At 70.4% G+C, this 16523-nt stretch carries 15 protein-coding genes; all 15 read right to left on the minus strand.

What is annotated here, in order from left to right:
• Nucleotides 1-24 precede the first annotated feature (24 nt).
• The gene (gene atpE / locus IE248_RS01765) at nt 25-258 is read right to left on the minus strand and encodes an ATP synthase F0 subunit C (protein ID WP_073773063.1); all 234 of its coding nucleotides are present in this window, start codon (nt 256-258) and stop codon (nt 25-27) included.
• Between the two features lie 80 nt (nt 259-338).
• Nucleotides 339-1175: a F0F1 ATP synthase subunit A gene (gene atpB, locus IE248_RS01770; RefSeq protein WP_073773297.1), complete on the minus strand. Its 837-nt coding sequence runs from the start codon at nt 1173-1175 to the stop codon at nt 339-341.
• Between the two features lie 210 nt (nt 1176-1385).
• Nucleotides 1386-1823, minus strand: coding sequence for a Cg1360 family ATP-synthase-associated protein (locus tag IE248_RS01775; RefSeq protein ID WP_008738170.1), 438 nt, complete (start codon nt 1821-1823; stop codon nt 1386-1388).
• A gap of 376 nt (nt 1824-2199) precedes the next feature.
• Nucleotides 2200-3546 (minus strand): MraY family glycosyltransferase, encoded by a 1347-nt coding sequence (locus IE248_RS01780; protein ID WP_190030054.1) that lies wholly within the window; start codon nt 3544-3546, stop codon nt 2200-2202.
• Nucleotides 3547-3650: 104 nt separating this feature from the next.
• A complete protein-coding gene (gene glyA, locus IE248_RS01785) occupies nt 3651-4895 on the minus strand; it encodes a serine hydroxymethyltransferase (RefSeq protein WP_008738158.1) in 1245 nt (414 codons plus the stop codon).
• A 160-nt stretch (nt 4896-5055) separates the two neighbouring features.
• Nucleotides 5056-5712, minus strand: a complete 657-nt coding sequence (locus tag IE248_RS01790; protein ID WP_008738157.1) for an arsenate reductase/protein-tyrosine-phosphatase family protein — start codon at nt 5710-5712, stop codon at nt 5056-5058.
• Nucleotides 5709-6356 carry an L-threonylcarbamoyladenylate synthase gene (locus tag IE248_RS01795; RefSeq protein ID WP_008738155.1) on the minus strand — a complete coding sequence of 216 codons (648 nt, stop codon included), beginning with the start codon at nt 6354-6356 and terminating at the stop codon, nt 5709-5711. The genes IE248_RS01790 and IE248_RS01795 overlap by 4 nt, the downstream gene beginning before the upstream one ends.
• Before the next feature lie 49 nt (nt 6357-6405).
• On the minus strand, nt 6406-7251 hold the full coding sequence (prmC, locus tag IE248_RS01800) for a peptide chain release factor N(5)-glutamine methyltransferase (RefSeq protein WP_073798286.1): 846 nt from the start codon (nt 7249-7251) through the stop codon (nt 6406-6408).
• 44 nt (nt 7252-7295) lie between these two features.
• The gene (gene prfA, locus IE248_RS01805; RefSeq protein ID WP_008738145.1) at nt 7296-8375 is read right to left on the minus strand and encodes a peptide chain release factor 1; all 1080 of its coding nucleotides are present in this window, start codon (nt 8373-8375) and stop codon (nt 7296-7298) included.
• Between the two features lie 112 nt (nt 8376-8487).
• Nucleotides 8488-8703, minus strand: coding sequence for a 50S ribosomal protein L31 (rpmE, locus tag IE248_RS01810; protein ID WP_008738144.1), 216 nt, complete (start codon nt 8701-8703; stop codon nt 8488-8490).
• Nucleotides 8704-8884: 181 nt separating this feature from the next.
• Nucleotides 8885-9988, minus strand: a complete 1104-nt coding sequence (locus IE248_RS01815) for an LCP family protein (protein WP_190029824.1) — start codon at nt 9986-9988, stop codon at nt 8885-8887.
• 356 nt (nt 9989-10344) lie between these two features.
• Nucleotides 10345-12429 (minus strand): transcription termination factor Rho, encoded by a 2085-nt coding sequence (gene rho, locus IE248_RS01820; protein WP_190029825.1) that lies wholly within the window; start codon nt 12427-12429, stop codon nt 10345-10347.
• 421 nt (nt 12430-12850) lie between these two features.
• Entirely contained in the window at nt 12851-13777 is a 927-nt protein-coding gene (gene thrB / locus IE248_RS01825; RefSeq protein WP_008738141.1) for a homoserine kinase, read from the minus strand.
• 349 nt (nt 13778-14126) lie between these two features.
• The gene (thrC, locus tag IE248_RS01830) at nt 14127-15197 is read right to left on the minus strand and encodes a threonine synthase (RefSeq protein ID WP_073798283.1); all 1071 of its coding nucleotides are present in this window, start codon (nt 15195-15197) and stop codon (nt 14127-14129) included.
• A gap of 7 nt (nt 15198-15204) precedes the next feature.
• Nucleotides 15205-16509: a homoserine dehydrogenase gene (locus tag IE248_RS01835; RefSeq protein ID WP_190029826.1), complete on the minus strand. Its 1305-nt coding sequence runs from the start codon at nt 16507-16509 to the stop codon at nt 15205-15207.
• Nucleotides 16510-16523: the final 14 nt, after the last annotated feature.

Consider the following 16523-nt stretch of genomic DNA (forward strand, 5'->3'; position numbering starts at 1 on the left):
TTCGGACTAGTCGTCGGGTTCGTCTTAGTAGACGAACGGCATGACCAGACCGATGAGGGCGAGCGCCTCACAGAAGGCGAAGCCGAGGATCTGGTTGGCGCGGATCAGACCGGCAGCCTCGGGCTGACGGGCAAGAGCCTGCGTACCGTTACCGAAGATGATGCCGACGCCGACGCCGGGGCCAATCGCCGCGAGGCCGTAACCAACGGAGCTGAGGGAGCCGGTGACGCCTTCGGTGGCAGCGAGGATCTGGGACATGCCAGTTCTTCCTTCTCTTTCATGGACCGGTGGGGGTTGGCCACCGGACGATTCGGGGGGTTTGCAGGAGCGGGCTGAGCTCAGTGCTGCTCGGCGAGCGCACCCTGCAGGAAGCTGCAGGCCAGGAGGACGAAGACGTACGCCTGGACAGCCTGGATGAAGAGCTCGAACGCGGTCATCACGATGACCATGACGAACGAGACGCCCGCGTACGCGATGCCGATCCCGTTCAGCAGGTACCAGCTGGCGATGGTGAACAGCAGCAGCAGGGTGTGACCGGCGAACATGTTCGCGAACAGTCGGACCGCGTGGGTGAAGGGCCGGACGAGGACGTTCGAGAAGAACTCGATGACCATGACCAGCGGAAGGACCGCGCCGAGCGACTTGTCGTAGCCGGAGAGGTTCTTCAGGCCACCGACGAATCCGTGGCGCTTGAACGTGACGCTCATCCAGATCACGTAGACGATCGCGGCGAGCGCGACCGGGTACGAGAAGATCGCCGTCACCGGGAACTGGGCCACGGGGATGATCGACCAGAGGTTCAGCATCCAGACGAAGAAGAACAGCGAGACCATGAAGGGGACGTACTTCTCGCCCTCCTTCTTGCCCAGCGTCTCGTACACGATGCCGCGGCGCACGAAGTCGTAGCCGGCTTCGGCAACCATCTGCAGCTTGCCCGGGACGACCTTCGGCTTGCGGAAGGCCATCCAGAAGAAGCCGACGATGATGACCGTGCCGAGCAGGGCCAGCAGCATCGTCTTGTTGAAGTAGATGTTGCTGTCACCGTCGCCGAAGATCGGCTGGAACAGGAACGAGTGCAGGCCGGGAGCCGGGAAGCCACAACCGTCGAAGATGTGGCAATCGGTCTCGAAGGCGAGCACCGTCGTCGGGTCAGCACTCACCGCGGGCTCCTTCAGCGTGGCGCATAGGTACGGCAACCTCGTTGTGTCGGCGCGGCGCACAGCCGCTGTTCGGCACTGGACTGGTGTTACAGGTGTGGGGGCGGCGTTCAGGCATCGAGCCTCGCGATGGAACAGGCGTCAGCTCAGATGCCCGCGCCCGCAGTGCCGCAGTTGGCACCGGACGATAGCAGGATCCCGAACTCGTACTTATTCCGGCCCTACCCCTCACGACTTCGGCCCCGAGTTGTCGGGCTTTTCGCCCTTCGTCGAGTCCGGTTCAACGTAGAGGATCTTGGCCTTCATGTGCGCACGCGTCTGAGCGCCGGTCCACACCAGGGTGGTCACGACGAGCGTGATGGCGAAGGTCTTCGGGTGGAACAGAGTGGTGTTCTTGAACGCGGCGAGAAAGACGAACAGCAGCAGGATCTGGGCCGCGTAGAGCATGAGCCCCATGGCCTGGAAGAGATGCGGAAGCGCCTTCGCCGTGCGCTGCAGAACGATGAATCCGATGCCCATGAACAGGATCACGACCAGCGTCGCGACGATGGCGCCCACCGCCCCCTTGCCGCCGACGACCAACGCGCTGATCACGGCGGCGAGTGCGCCGGCCACAGCTGTCGGTACGGCGGTTTGCAGGAGGGATCGGACGTCATCTGACCGCATGGCGGGTTGCTCCGCGTGGTGGTGGGGGCACGGACTCGTACGGAACTCGTACGGGACGAGCGTAAGCCCGGTCCGAGAGGGGGCCTCGGGCCAATGGACCGTCGCACTACGGTCCTTCGGCTCTGTCGCCGGGTTTAGTGAACGGTATCACAAACTATTTGATGAGAGCTTTACCTGGTTGGTGTGCTGACTGTCACACATGAGAGTGAACCCGCCCGTGTGTGCGCGACGGCGAGCCGTCTTGTCTGGTATTGGGACCTGACGTCCGGAATGCACACCCAGGCAAGCGCCCTCGATCGGGGACGGTTGACACACCGGCTTGACCGTACACATGAGCGTGGGCCCCGGCTCTCGCGCGGGGCCCACGGCAGCTGCGTCAGCGGGTGGATTCGGCCTTGCGCCGGTCGGGGAAGCGGGACCGGGCGCCCACCGCGGTCGCCCCGTTGACTCCGGAGACGCCCGCCACGACGGGCCGGGCCGGGGCCGGCTCGATGGCCGTGGCCTCGCGCGCGGCCGCCTCCGCGGCGGCCTCCGCCCGCCGTGCGGAGTGCCGGTAGCGCGGCGGGACCAGGAATTCGGCCCAGCGCGGGGTGCGCGGCGTGAAGCGCGGCAGGAGCAGCAGGATCAGGCCCACCGCGCTCAGGGCGGCGATGGCGAGCACGATCCACATCGAGGTGGAGTGGACCGAGTAGGCCACCGCTCCGAAGGCGATCAGACCCGACCAGAAGTACATGATCAGCACCGCGCGGCTGTGCGAGTGGCCGAGTTCCAGCAGCCGGTGGTGCAGGTGGCCGCGGTCGGCGGCGAAGGGGGACTGGCCGTTCCAGGTGCGCCGGACGATGGCCAGGATCAGGTCCGCCATCGGGATCGCGATGATCGTCAGCGGCAGCAGCAGCGGAATGAAGACCGGAAGCATCGCGTGCGTCGCGTTGCGCTCGCCGCCCGCGAACAGGGCCATGGCGTCCGGGTCCACCTGTCCGGTGATGGAGATCGCGCCGGCGGCGAGGACCAGACCGATGAGCATCGAGCCCGAGTCGCCCATGAAGATCCGGGCGGGGTGCATGTTGTGCGGCAGGAAGCCGAGGCACATGCCCATCAGGATCGCCGCGAAGAGCGTCGCCGGGGCCGCGGCCTCGATCCCGTAGCCGAACCAGATCCGGTACGCGTAGAGGAAGAACGCGCAGGAAGCGATGCACACCATGCCGGCGGCGAGGCCGTCGAGGCCGTCCACGAAGTTCACCGCGTTGATGGTGATCACGACGAGGGCGACGGTGAGCAGGTTGCCCTGCCACTGGGTGAGCGCGACGGTGCCGATGAAGGGCACCGGGATCCACAGGATCGTCAGACCCTGCATGACCATCACACCGGCCGAGATCATCTGGGCGCCGAGCTTGATCAGGGCGTCGATCTCGAACTTGTCGTCGAGGACGCCGACCAGCCAGATCAGCGCCGCCCCGGAGAGCAGCGCCCGCGGTTCGTTCGACAGCTCGAAGACGCCGTTGAGGCTCTGCAGGTGGTCCGCGACCAGCAGGCCGGCGCACAGACCGCCGAACATGGCGATGCCGCCGAGCCGTGGTGTCGGCTCCCGGTGCACGTCACGGGCCCGGATCGCGGGCATCGCTCCGACCGCGATCGCGAACTTCCGCACGGGCCCGGTGAGCAGATAGGTCACCGCGACCGTGACGCAAAGCGTCAGCAGATATTCACGCACGGGCTGCCCCAGATGTATCGCCGGCCATCTCAGCCCCACACATTAGCTGCGATGTCCCCCGCATCGAGGACGCGAGGGGCCAGTATCACGGTTGCACTACGTCCTGCTTGCCCTCTTTAAACCGCGTACGGGGGAAATTCCAGTGTCAGGTCGCTGACGTCCTCCCGGATCCGCGCCACCTCGATCTCCCCGCTCCCGCCCCGCAGGGCCGCCACGAACAGCTCCGCGATCCGGACCATCTCCCGCTCCCCCATCCCCTGGGTGGTCACCGCCGCCGTGCCCAGCCGGATGCCGCGCTGGTCCCCGTACGGCAGGGCGCAGGTGTCCAGGACGATCCCGGCCTCCGCCAGCCGGGCGCGCGCGGTCGCCCCGTCCAGCCCGAGCGGCGCGGGGTCGGCGCTGATCAGGTGCGTGTCGGTGCCGCCGGTCGTCAGCAGGAACCCGTGCGCCTCCAGCTCGTCGGCCAGCACCCGCGCGTTGGCGACGACCCGGTGGGCGTACGTGGTGAACGCGGCGCCGGCGGCCTCGCCGAAGGCGACGGCCTTGGCGGCGATGGTGTGCATCTGGGCGCCGCCCTGTGTGAAGGGGAACACCGCCCGGTCGACGCGCTCGGCGAACTCGGCGCCGCACAGGATCATCCCGCCGCGCGGACCGCGCAGCACCTTGTGGGTGGTCGCGCAGACGATGTCCGCGTACGGGACGGGGCTGGGGGCCGCGCCGCCCGCGACGAGCCCGATGGGGTGCGCGGCGTCGGCGATCAGGTACGCCCCGACCTCGTCGGCGATCTCCCGGAACACCGAGTACTCGGGGTGGCGGGGGTAACAGATCGAGCCGCACACGATCGCCTTGGGGCGGTGCGTCCGGGCGAGGTCCTGCACCTGCCGGTAGTCGATCAGGCCCGTCTCGGCCTCGACCCCGTACCCGACGAAGTCGAACCAGCGCCCCGAGAAGTTCGCGGGCGAGCCGTGGGTGAGGTGTCCGCCGTACGGGAGGCCCATGGCGAGGACGGTGTCCCCGGGGCGCAGCAGCGCGGCGTACGCGGCCAGCACGGCGGCGGATCCGGAGTGGGGCTGCACATTGGCGTGCTCGACGCCGAACAGGGCCCTGGCGCGCTCGACGGCGGTCCGTTCGGCGAGGTCCGCGTACTCGCAGCCGCCGTGGTGGCGGGCGCCGGGATAGCCCTCGGCGTACTTGTTGGCGAGCGCGGAGCCCAGCGCGGTGAGCACGGCGGGCGAGGTGAAGTTCTCGGCGGCGATCAGCTGGAGCGTGCCGGCCTGTCTGCGGGTCTCCCCCGCGAGCACGTCGGCCATCTGCGGGTCCTGCCGGCGCAGCAGGTCCGTCGGCTGGGTGATGACGCTCATGGCGCGACTCCCGAGGGGTGAACCGGTATCGCCACCCTATTCCCCGCCCGCCGCTCACGCCCGCCGGCCACGCCCGTCCGGCGCCCCCGCCGCCCCCGGGACCCCTAGGGCGCCCTACGGTGCCGTGACGGCCCTGCGGCGGCCTCCGGCCGCCGGACGGTCAGTGCGGCGCCGTGACGCCCGTCAGGGCCGTGACCACCGGGTCCAGCGCCTGGTTGATTTCGTCGCCGATCGAGCGGAAGAAGGTGATCGGGGCGCCGTACGGGTCGTAGACCTCGTCGGCGTCGGGGGACGGCGCCAGCAGCCACCCGCGCAGCGCGGCGGCGGCCCGGACCAGGGCCCGCGCCCGCTCGGCCATGCCGTCGTCCAGCGGCGGCAGCGTGGCCGGGTCTATCGCCCGTACCAGCCGGGTGAACTCCTTGAGCGTGAAGGTCCGCAGCCCCGCCGAGTGGCCCATCGAGATGACCTGCGCCCGGTGGTCACGGGTCGCCGTGAGGACCAGGTCCGCGCGTATGACGTGCTCGTCCAGCAGCTCCCGGCCGGTGAACCCCGTCGCGTCCGCGCCGAAGTCCGCGAGCACGGCCGCCGCGTTCGCCTCCATGGGCGCACCCTCGTGGCCCCACGTGCCGGCGCTCTCGACGATGAGGTCCCCGGTCACGAGACCGCCCAGCCGGTGCGTGAGCGCATGCCGCGTCAGCCGCTCGGTGATGGGCGAGCGGCAGACGTTGCCGGTGCTGACGTGGAGGATGCGAAAGGTCGCTCCCCCGGCCGGGGCCAGGGAGTGCCCGCTTGCTATGCCACGCCCCTCAGGGCTCACGGGGCCACCTCTAGGTCGGGTACGACCTCCCGCAGCTGCTCGGCGGTCAGCGCCCCCTCCCGCAGCAGGACGGGAACCTTCCCGGTGACGTCGACGATCGAGGACGGCTGGATCCCCGGGGTCGGGCCCCCGTCCAGGTACACCGACACCGAGTCGCCCAGCATCTCGCGCGCCGCGTCGCAGTCCTCCGGCGCCGGGTGCCCGGACAGGTTCGCCGAGGACACCGCCATCGGCCCGACCTCGGTCAGCAGCTCGATCGCGACGGGGTGCAGCGGCATCCGTACGGCCACGGTCCCGCGGGTCTCGCCCAGGTCCCACGCCAGCGACGGCTGGTGCTTGGCGACGAGCGTCAGCGCACCCGGCCAGAACGCGTCGACGAGCTCCCACGCCTGCTCGGAGAAGTCCGTGACCAGCCCGTGCAGGGTGTTCGGGGAGCCGATGAGGACGGGGGTGGGCATGTTGCGGCCCCGCCCCTTGGCGGCGAGCAGGTCACCGACCGCCTCCGCGCTGAAGGCGTCCGCGCCGATCCCGTACAGGGTGTCGGTGGGCAGCACGACGAGCTCGCCGCGGCGCACGGCGGACGCCGCTTCGCGCAGACCCGTCTTGCGGTCCGTCGCGTCGTTGCAGTCGTATCGCCGGGCCATCAGCGGGACTCCTCGTGCAGCAGGGGGGTGGCGGAAAGGGTCGCGTCCGTCACGGCAGGGCCTTGCGGGCGGTGGCGAAGCGCGGGCGGTTGTTGAGGTCCGGGTGGTCGGCCGCATCGGCCCAGCCCCGCTCCTCGGCGAAGATCCACGGCACCTGGCCGCCCTGGGTGTCGGCGTGCTCGATCACGACGATGCCGCCGGGCCGCAGCAGCCGGTGCGCGGTGCGCTCGATGCCGCGGATGGTGTCGAGGCCGTCCTCGCCGGAGAAGAGCGCCATCTCGGGGTCGTGGTCCCGGGCCTCGGGGGCGACGTACTCCCACTCGGTGAGCGGGATGTACGGCGGGTTGGAGATGACGAGGTCGACCTGCCCGTCCAGCTCGGGCAGCGCGCTGAGCGCGTCGCCCTGGTGGACGGTGACCCGGGAGCCCTCGGCGTTCTTGCGGGTCCAGCGCAGCGCGTCCTCGGACAGCTCGACGGCGTGCACGCGCGAGCGCGGCACCTCCTGCGCCATGGCCAGCGCGATCGCGCCGGAGCCGCTGCACAGGTCCACGATCAGCGGCTCGACTACGTCCATCGCGCGGACGGCGTGTATGGCCCAGTCCACGACGGACTCGGTCTCGGGCCGGGGCACGAACACCCCGGGCCCGACCTGGAGCTCCAGGTACCGGAAGAAGGCGCGGCCGGTGATGTGCTGGAGCGGCTCGCGCGCCTCGCGGCGGGCGACGGCCTCCCAGTAGCGGGCGTCGAAGTCCGTGTCCTTGACGTGGTGCAGTTCCCCCCGTTTGACGCCGTGCACGAAGGCGGCGAGCTCCTCCGCGTCGAAGCGCGGTGAGGGCACGCCGGCGGCGGCCAGCCGCTGGGTGGCTTGGGCCACCTCGGCAAGCAGCAAGTTCACGCTGGTCCTCCGGGCTGCTGTCGTACGGGGGGGTGGAGCGGGTGTCAGTGCGCGGCCGCGAGCTTCGCGGCGGAGTCGGTGTCGACGCAGGCTTGGATGATCGAGTCGAGGTCCCCGTCGAGCACCTGGTCCAAGTTGTACGCCTTGAAGCCGGTCCGGTGGTCCGAGATCCGGTTTTCCGGATAGTTGTACGTACGGATCTTCTCGGAGCGGTCCACGCTGCGCACCTGGCTGCGGCGCACGTCGGAGGCCTCCTGCTCGGCGGCTTCCTGGGCGGCGGCCAGCAGCCGCGAGCGCAGGATGCGCATGGCCTGCTCCTTGTTCTGGAGCTGGCTCTTCTCGTTCTGGCAGGAGGCGACCACACCGGTCGGGATGTGCGTGATGCGCACGGCCGAGTCGGTGGTGTTGACGGACTGGCCGCCGGGGCCGGAGGAGCGGTACACGTCGATGCGGAGGTCGTTCATGTTGATCTCGACCTCGACCTCCTCGGCTTCCGGGGTGACGAGCACGCCGGCGGCGGAGGTGTGGATGCGGCCCTGGGACTCGGTGGCCGGAACGCGCTGGACGCGGTGCACGCCGCCCTCGTACTTCAGGCGGGCCCACACGCCCTGGCCGGGCTCGGTCGCGCCGTTGCCGCCCTTGGTGCGGACGGAGACCTGGACGTCCTTGTAGCCGCCGAGCTCGGACTCGGTGGCGTCGATGATCTCGGTCTTCCAGCCCACGCGCTCGGCGTAGCGCAGGTACATGCGCAGCAGGTCGCCCGCGAACAGGGCCGACTCGTCGCCGCCCGCGCCGGCCTTGACCTCCAGGAGCACGTCCTTGTCGTCGCTGGGGTCGCGCGGAACGAGCAGCAGGCGGAGCTTCTCGGTGAGCTCCTCGCGCTGCGCGCTCAGTTCCTTGACCTCGGCCGCGAAGTCGGGGTCGTCGGCCGCGAACTCCTTGGCCGTCTCGATGTCCTCGGCGGACTGCTTCCATGCGCGGAAGGTCGCGACGATCGGGGTCAGCTCCGCGTAGCGCTTGTTGAGCTTGCGCGCGTTGGCCTGATCCGAGTGGACCGAAGGGTCGGCGAGCTTCTTCTCAAGATCGGCGTGCTCGCCGATCAGTTCCTCGACCGCCTCGAACATCGGGGGCTCCTGGGGTGAAAAGTGCGAAAAAGGGCTGCGGGACGACAAAGGCGCCGGTCCGGCCGCCCCCGTGTGGACAGGGAAACGACCGGGATCCGGCGCCGGAAGCGCGCTACTTCTGCGCAGCCTTGCCGAAGCGGGCCTCGAAGCGGGCGACACGGCCACCGGTGTCGAGGATCTTCTGCTTGCCCGTGTAGAACGGGTGGCACTCGGAGCAGACCTCGGCACGGATGGTGCCCTCGGTCAGGGTGCTACGAGTGGTGAACGACGCGCCGCAGGTGCAGCTGACCTGGGTCTCGACGTACTCGGGGTGAACTTCGCGCTTCAAGGTGTCTCCTAGATTCGGGAGGGCGCCGGGTCGCAGGAGCCGAATTGCGCACTGCGTGAACCGGGGCCGACAGACCAGTCTGCCAGGACCGGGCCGCCTGTCAAAATTCTGAGGACGCCTCCCTCAACGGGACGGGGACGGCATCTATTCCACCCCGCCCGCGGGCGCCCCTGACCTGCGACTACTGGACGATCGAGCCGGCCGTGCCCTTGTCGCCGGCGGAGTTCTCGGTGGCCTCGGCGGGGATCGGCTTGTCGGCCAGCAGCGAGTCCCAGACCAGCTTGGACTCCTTGGTGAGCGGGACCACGCGGTTGGGGTCACGCGGGTCGCCGGCCACCGGGAGGGTGATCATCTGCATGTCCTGGGCGTCGATGCCCTGGAGGCTCTGGGCGAAGCCCATGAGGGACTTCACGTCCCCGAGGGACTTGTCGGTCGTGATCGCCTTGGTGGCGGTGTCGGCGACGTCGAGCAGCCGCTTGGGGTTGTCGAACACCCCGATGCCCTTGACCTGCTTGATCAGGGCCTTGATGAAGGCCTGCTGGAGCTGTATTCGGCCCAGGTCGCTGCCGTCGCCGACGCTCTTGCGGGTCCGGACGAGGCCGAGGGCCTGCTCCCCGTTCAGCTTGTTGGTGCCCGCCGCCAGGTTGAGGTGGCTGGCGCCGTCCTTGATCGGCTTGGTGGTGGTGACCTCGACGCCGCCGAGCTTGTCGATGATCTTCTTGAAGCCGGTGAAGTCGACCTCGATGTAGTGGTCCATGCGGATCCCCGACATCTTCTCGACGGTCTTGACCGCGCAGGCGGCCCCGCCGACGGTGAACGACTCGTTGAACATCGCCCGCGAGCTGCCGGGGTCGGTCTTGCCCTCGGAGGTGGCGCAGGAGGGCCGTTTGATCATCGTGTCGCGCGGTATGGACACCACGCTGGCCTTCTGGTGGCCCTCGTACAGGTGGATGATCATCGCGGTGTCGGAGCGGGCCGAGCCGCCGTCGTCCCGGCCGTACTCGGAGTTCGCGCCGCCGCGGGAGTCCGAGCCGAGGACGAGGATGTCCATCGAGCCGTTGTCCACGTTCTGCGGGCGGTCGCTGCCGAGCGCCGCGTCGATGTCGACGGTCTTCAGGTTGCCGTTGAACTTGACGTAGTAGTACCCGAGCCCGGCGCCGCCGAGCAGGACCACGCCCGCGGCGCTCCACGCGGCGGCGCGGAGTGCCCTGCGGCGCGCGGGCGGTTTGCGCAGGCGCCGTGCGGCGGCGCGGCCGCCCCCCTGGCCGGTGCTGTCCTGGCTCATGCTCTCCTCGGTCCTGATCCGGTCCCCGGCCGCTAAGGCCTTTCTTCCCCCCGCTGTTCCGCTGACACAGACGGCTTCGGGGACCCCGGGGTTCCACCGCGGCCCGGGGGCCGGGCCCCCGCGGGCCCGGGCCGGACGGCCGGGGTACGGGGCCGGGGCCCGTACGGTGCGCCGCCCACCTGCGGCTTCGCGGGGCGGCGCGAGGAGACGTACGAGGATCCGCGCGGGTCAGGAATGTGGCGAAGCTCGCACTCCGGACACGGCGGGCACCCACAACGCGGGACCGCCCCCACCGCGGTTGCGGTGGGGGCGGTCCCGTTGGTGCGGCGCCGGCGGCGCGGCGGGCCCGGCGACGGTCAGTCGTCGTTCTTGCCCGCCGGGGTCGTCTTCGCGATCTGCATCAGGAACTCGGCGTTCGACTTCGTCTGCTTCATCTTGTCGAGCAGCAGCTCGATCGCCTGCTGCGAGTCGAGCGCGTGCAGCACCCGGCGCAGCTTCCAGACGATGGCGAGCTCCTCCGCGTTGAGGAGGATCTCCTCCTTGCGGGTGCCCGACGGGTCGACGTCGACGGCCGGGAAGATGCGCTTGTCGGCGAGCTTGCGGTCGAGCTTGAGCTCCATGTTGCCGGTGCCCTTGAACTCCTCGAAGATCACCTCGTCCATGCGCGAGCCGGTGTCGACGAGCGCGGTGGCCAGGATGGTCAGCGAGCCGCCGTCCTCGATGTTGCGCGCGGCACCGAAGAAGCGCTTCGGCGGGTACAGCGCGGTCGAGTCGACACCACCGGACAGGATGCGGCCGGAGGCGGGCGCCGCGAGGTTGTACGCGCGGCCCAGACGGGTGATGGAGTCCAGCAGGACGACCACGTCGTGACCCAGCTCGACGAGACGCTTGGCGCGCTCGATGGCCAGCTCGGCGACGGTGGTGTGGTCCTCGGCCGGGCGGTCGAAGGTCGAGGAGATGACCTCGCCCTTGACCGACCGCTGCATGTCGGTGACCTCTTCCGGACGCTCGTCGACCAGGACGACCATCAGGTGGCACTCGGGGTTGTTCGTGGTGATCGCGTTGGCGATCGCCTGCATGATCATGGTCTTGCCGGTCTTCGGCGGGGCCACGATCAGGCCTCGCTGGCCCTTTCCGATCGGCGACACGAGGTCGATGATGCGGGTCGTCAGCACGCCCGGGTCGGTCTCCAGACGGAGCCGGTCCTGGGGGTACAGCGGGGTCAGCTTCTGGAACTCCGGGCGGCCGCGGCCGGATTCGGGCGCCATGCCGTTCACCGAGTCCAGGCGCACCAGGGCGTTGAACTTCTCGCGGCGCTCGCCGTCCTTGGGCTGGCGCACGGCACCGGTGGTGTGGTCACCCTTGCGCAGGCCGGCCTTGCGGACCTGGGCGAGGGAGACGTACACGTCGTTGGGGCCGGGCAGGTAGCCCGAGGTCCGGATGAACGCGTAGTTGTCGAGGATGTCGAGGATGCCCGCGACGGGGATCAGCACGTCGTCGTCGGCGACCTGCGGCTCGTTCGGGGCGAACTCGTCGCGCCCGCGACGGCCTCGGCGGTCGCGGTAGCGGCCGCGACGGCCGCGACGGCCGTCCTCGTCGAAGTCGTCCTGCGGGCCGTTGTCCTGGGGACCCTGACGGTCCTGACGGCTCTGCTGGCCCTGACGGCCGCCCTGCTGCTGGCGGTCGGCGCGGTCGGCGCGGTCCTGACGACCGCCCTGACCCTGGCCCTGGCCCTGACCGGCCTGGCCCTGGCCGCCCTGGCCCTGACCGCCCTGGTCGTCGGCCTTGGCACCGCGCTCGCGGCGGCTCTGGCGGTCGCCGCGCTCACCGCGCTCACCGCGGCCCTGGCGGTCACGGCGGCCGCGGCCCTCGCCGGCCTCCTGGCCCTGCGGGGCGGAGACGGCGGTGGCGGCCTCGGCCTTGGTCTCGGCCGGCGCGGCGGCGGCCGGCACGGTCTCGGTCTTCTGCTCGACCTGCACGGCGGCGGGGGCCGAGGACTCCGGGCTGCCGGAGGGGGCCGTGGCCCGACGGCGGCGGCGCTCGCCGGCCGGAGCGTCGTCGCTGGCCGGCTGGCCGGGGATCTCGATCTGCGCCTGCGCGGCGGGCTTCGAGGCGGGCGCCTGCTCGGCGGCCTCACCCGTTCGGGCCTTGCTGGTGGCGCGGCGCTTCGGCTTGGCCTCGGCGGTGTCCGCGGTGGAGGCGGCCTTGGGGGCACTGCCGCCACCCGCCTGCGTCTCCTTGATGACCTCGATCAGCTGGCTCTTGCGCATCCGCGCGGTGCCCCTGATTCCGAGGCCCGACGCGACCTGCTGCAGCTCGGCCAGGACCATGCCCTCAAGGCCGGTGCCGGAGCGGCGGCGCTTGGGTGCGGCGCCCGCGGCGGGGGCACTGGTGTCGACGTTGGTGTCGGCAGCGCCCATCAGATCGGTGGTGTCGCTCACGAAGGGTCCTTCCCTGGAGCGGACGTCGGCCTGTCTGGCTCGGCGACCGGTTGTGCTGTCCGACGACGGCCCTAGGTGTGGACCGTGCCGGGGCGGTGGTCCGCCGGTAGAAATACGGCGGAAAGAAACGTGCGTGGGTGGTTCCGGCGAGAAGCCCCCGAGCTGAAAGCGTGGGAATGTCACGCCGATTCCGGAGCGTGCCCGAAACTGCTGGCAGCGATCAAAGCAGTCGGGGAGGCTCCCGGAAGAAAGGTGGTCCCGGATGGGGACACTGAGCACCGAGCCATGGCGGCTTCGGATGCGCACTTGAGATTAACACTACCGGATCCAAAAGATATTCCCCCTCTCAATCACCGGCAATCGCGCCTTCCGGGCGGGCGGCCTGCCCTGACCGCCCGCTTTCACGGCGCACCCTGACGGCCTAGCCGCCCTGGGTGCCCAGCGGAAGGACACTCGCGCCCGCGGCGTCGAGGGCCAGCCTGTTGGCCGCCCACCCCTCGCCCGCGAGCTGCGCGACCTTGTCGGCCGCACCGTTGTCGGCCAGCGCGAGGACCGTGGGGCCCGCGCCGGAGATGACCGCGGGGATGCCGTCCGCCCGCAGCCGGTTGACGAGTGCCACGCTCTCGGGCATCGCCGGGGACCGGTACTCCTGGTGGAGCCGGTCTTCGGTCGCGGGGAGCAGCAGCTCGGGACGCCTGGTCAGGGCTTCGACGAGCAGGGCCGCGCGGCCCGCGTTGGCGGCCGCGTCCACGTGCGGGACGTTGCGCGGCAGCAGGCCGCGCGCGGTCTCGGTGAGGACGGGCTTGGAGGGGACGAAGACCACCGGAACGATGGAATCCGAGGGCTCCATCCTGATGGCCTTGGCGCTGCCGCCGTCCGTCCACGCCAGGGTGAATCCACCGAGCAGACAGGCCGCGACGTTGTCGGGGTGGCCCTCGATCTCGGAGGCGAGTTCCAGCAGCGCCGCGTCGTCGAGCCTGGCCTCGCCGCCTATGGTCACGGCGCGGGCGGCGACGATTCCGGCGCAGATGGCGGCGGAGGAGGAGCCGAGGCCGCGGCCGTGCGGGATGCGGTTGGCGCAGACGACCTCAAGGCCGCGCGGCTGACCGCCCAGCAGGTCGAACGCGGTGCGCATGGAACGTACGAGGAGGTGGCTCTCGTCGCGCGGCAGGGTGTCGGCGCCCTCGCCCGCGATGTCGATGTTCAGGCCGGAGTCGGCCACCCGGACGACCACGTCGTCGTAGAGCCCCAGGGCCAGACCGAGGGCGTCGAAGCCGGGGCCGAGGTTGGCACTGCTGGCGGGGACGCGCACCCGTACGGCGGCGGCGCGGAACGCGGGACCTGCCATCGGTTGATGACACTCCTTGTGACTGTGCGAGATCGGGTGACGGGCGGGATCTTCGCTGCGAATGTACTGGAGAACGTACGACACCCGAAGGCCCTTGGGGCAGCACCGCGGTCATATGCGCGGTGGCGGATGTAAGTACAGCGTATCGAAGGAAGGTTCTCTCGCGACATAGGGCGCACGGGAGGCGCACGATGCGTGTCGGCCCCTCCGCGCGGATCCGGCCGTTCCGCCTTCACTTCTGGTGGACTTCTGGTGGACTTCTGGTGCTTTACGGGGCGAGTTGCCGGATTCCGGCGGGCGTGCGGAGTCATCTCCGCGCCTGCCGGAACCCGGCAACGGGGTTACCGCGTCAGACCAGGCCGAGACGGACCGCGGCGGCCTCGGCGTCGACCGGGACGGTGATCGGCTGCGGGGCGCCGGCGACGGCCCAGTCGGGGTCCTTCAGACCGTTGCCCGTGACGGTGCACACGATCTTCTGGCCCGGGTCGACCAGGCCGAGCTCGGCGGCCTTGAGCAGACCGGCGACCGAGGCGGCCGAGGCGGGCTCGACGAAGACGCCCTCTTGGGCGGCCAACAGCCGGTACGCCGCCAGGATCTGGCGGTCCGTCACCTCGTCGATGAAGCCGCCCGACTCGTCCCGCGCGGCCAGGGCGTAGTCCCAGGAAGCCGGGTTGCCGATCCGGATCGCCGTGGCGATGGTGTGAGGCTCCTTGACGACCTCGCCGCGCACGATGGGCGCGGAACCGGAAGCCTGGAAGCCCCACACGCGGGGCGTACGGGAGGCCAGGCCGTCGGCCTTGTACTCCTTGAAGCCCTTCCAGTACGCGGTGATGTTGCCGGCGTTGCCGACGGGCAGCACATGGATGTCGGGGGCGTCGCCGAGCGCGTCGACGATCTCGAACGCGGCCGTCTTCTGGCCCTCGATGCGCACCGGGTTCACGGAATTGACCAGCGCGACCGGGTAGTTGTCGGACAGCGCGCGGGCGAGGTCGAGGCAGTCGTCGAAGTTGCCGTCCACCTGCAGGATCTTGGCGCCGTGCACCAGGGCCTGGCCCATCTTGCCCAGCGCGATCTTGCCGCGCGGCACGAGCACCGCGCAGACCATCCCGGCGCGCACCGCGTAGGCGGCGGCCGAGGCGGAGGTGTTGCCGGTGGAGGCGCAGATGACGGCCTTGGCGCCCTCCTCCTTGGCCCGGGTGATCGCCATGGTCATGCCGCGGTCCTTGAAGGACCCCGTCGGGTTCGCGCCCTCGACCTTGAGGTGCACCTCGCAGCCGGTGCGCTCGGAGAGCACCTGCGCCGGGACGAGGGGAGTACCGCCCTCACGGAGCGTGACCACCGGGGTCGTGTCCGTCACCGGCAGGCGGTCCCGGTACTCCTCGATGATGCCGCGCCACTGGTGGGTGCGATTGCTGCTCATGGGTCCTTTACTCCCCTTCAACGCGCATGATGCTGGCCACACCGCGGACGGTGTCCAGCTTCCGCAGCGCCTCGACGGTCCCGGAGAGGGCGGCGTCGGGGGCGCGGTGGGTAACGACGACGAGGGAGGCCTCATTGCCGACCCCGTCCGGACGTCCTTGCTGGCGGACAGTGTCGATCGACACACCGTGCTCCGCGAACGTCGTCGCCACCTGGGCGAGGACGCCCGGCTTGTCGGCCACGTCGAGGCTGATGTGGTACCGGGTGACGACGTCGCCCATCGGGCTGACCGGCAGCTGGGTGTACGCCGACTCGCCGGGCCCCGTTGCCTCGGCGATCTTGTTGCGGCAGACGGCGACGAGGTCGCCGAGGACCGCGGACGCGGTCGGCGAACCGCCCGCGCCCGGGCCGTAGAACATGAGCCGCCCGGCGGCCTCCGCCTCGACGAAGACGGCGTTGTACGCCTCGCGGACGGAGGCGAGCGGGTGGCTGAGCGGGATCATCGCCGGGTGCACGCGGGCGGTGACGGACGCGCCGTCGGCGGCACGCTCCAGGATGGCCAGGAGCTTGATGGTGCAGCCCATCCGCTTGGCGGAGGCGAAGTCGGCGGCGCTGACCTCGGTCATGCCCTCGCGGTAGACGTCGTCGAGGCGGACCCGGGTGTGGAAGGCGATGCCGGCCAGGATCGCGGCCTTGGCGGCGGCGTCGTAGCCCTCGACATCGGCGGTGGGGTCGGCCTCGGCGTACCCGAGGGCGGTGGCCTCGTCGAGCGCCTCCTGGTAGCCGGCTCCCGTCGAGTCCATCTTGTCGAGGATGAAGTTCGTCGTGCCGTTGACGATGCCCATCACCCGGTTGATCTTGTCGCCCGCGAGGGACTCGCGCAGCGGGCGGACCAGCGGGATGGCGCCGGCGACGGCGGCCTCGTAATAGAGGTCCAGGCCGTGCCGCTCGGCGGCGGCGTGCAGCGCGGCGCCGTCCTGGGCGAGCAGCGCCTTGTTGGCCGAGACGACGGAGATGCCGTGCTCGAAGGCGGTGGTGATCAGGCCGCGGGCCGGCTCGATGCCGCCGATGACCTCGATGGCGACGTCGATGTCACCCCGTTTGAGGAGGGCGGTCGCATCGGTGGTGATCAGCGCGGGATCGATGCCCTCGCGCACCTTCGAGGGGCGGCGCACGGCCACGCCGGCGAGCTCGACGGGCGCGCCGATCCTCTGCGTGAGGTCGTCGGCGTGCGTCGTCATGATGCGCGCCACCTCTGAGCCGACCACTCCACAGCCCAGCAGCGCCACCTTCAGCGGACGCGTACGCATCATTCGACCTACGCCTT

Origin of the sequence: Streptomyces goshikiensis (assembly GCF_014650555.1) — a bacterium.
Lineage (GTDB): Bacteria > Actinomycetota > Actinomycetes > Streptomycetales > Streptomycetaceae > Streptomyces > Streptomyces goshikiensis.

What these genes read in the sequence shown, in the direction of transcription:
- IE248_RS01795 (WP_008738155.1), bottom strand. Translation starts at nt 6,356, where the DNA reads ATGGCCCGGCGATACGACTGCAACGACGCGACGGACCGCAAGACGGGT.
- thrB (WP_008738141.1), bottom strand. Translation starts at nt 13,777, where the DNA reads ATGGCAGGTCCCGCGTTCCGCGCCGCCGCCGTACGGGTGCGCGTCCCC.
- prfA (WP_008738145.1), bottom strand. Translation starts at nt 8,375, where the DNA reads ATGTTCGAGGCGGTCGAGGAACTGATCGGCGAGCACGCCGATCTTGAG.
- thrC (WP_073798283.1), bottom strand. Translation starts at nt 15,197, where the DNA reads ATGAGCAGCAATCGCACCCACCAGTGGCGCGGCATCATCGAGGAGTAC.
- IE248_RS01775 (WP_008738170.1), bottom strand. Translation starts at nt 1,823, where the DNA reads ATGCGGTCAGATGACGTCCGATCCCTCCTGCAAACCGCCGTACCGACA.
- IE248_RS01835 (WP_190029826.1), bottom strand. Translation starts at nt 16,509, where the DNA reads ATGATGCGTACGCGTCCGCTGAAGGTGGCGCTGCTGGGCTGTGGAGTG.
- glyA (WP_008738158.1), bottom strand. Translation starts at nt 4,895, where the DNA reads ATGAGCGTCATCACCCAGCCGACGGACCTGCTGCGCCGGCAGGACCCG.
- atpE (WP_073773063.1), bottom strand. Translation starts at nt 258, where the DNA reads ATGTCCCAGATCCTCGCTGCCACCGAAGGCGTCACCGGCTCCCTCAGC.
- IE248_RS01815 (WP_190029824.1), bottom strand. Translation starts at nt 9,988, where the DNA reads ATGAGCCAGGACAGCACCGGCCAGGGGGGCGGCCGCGCCGCCGCACGG.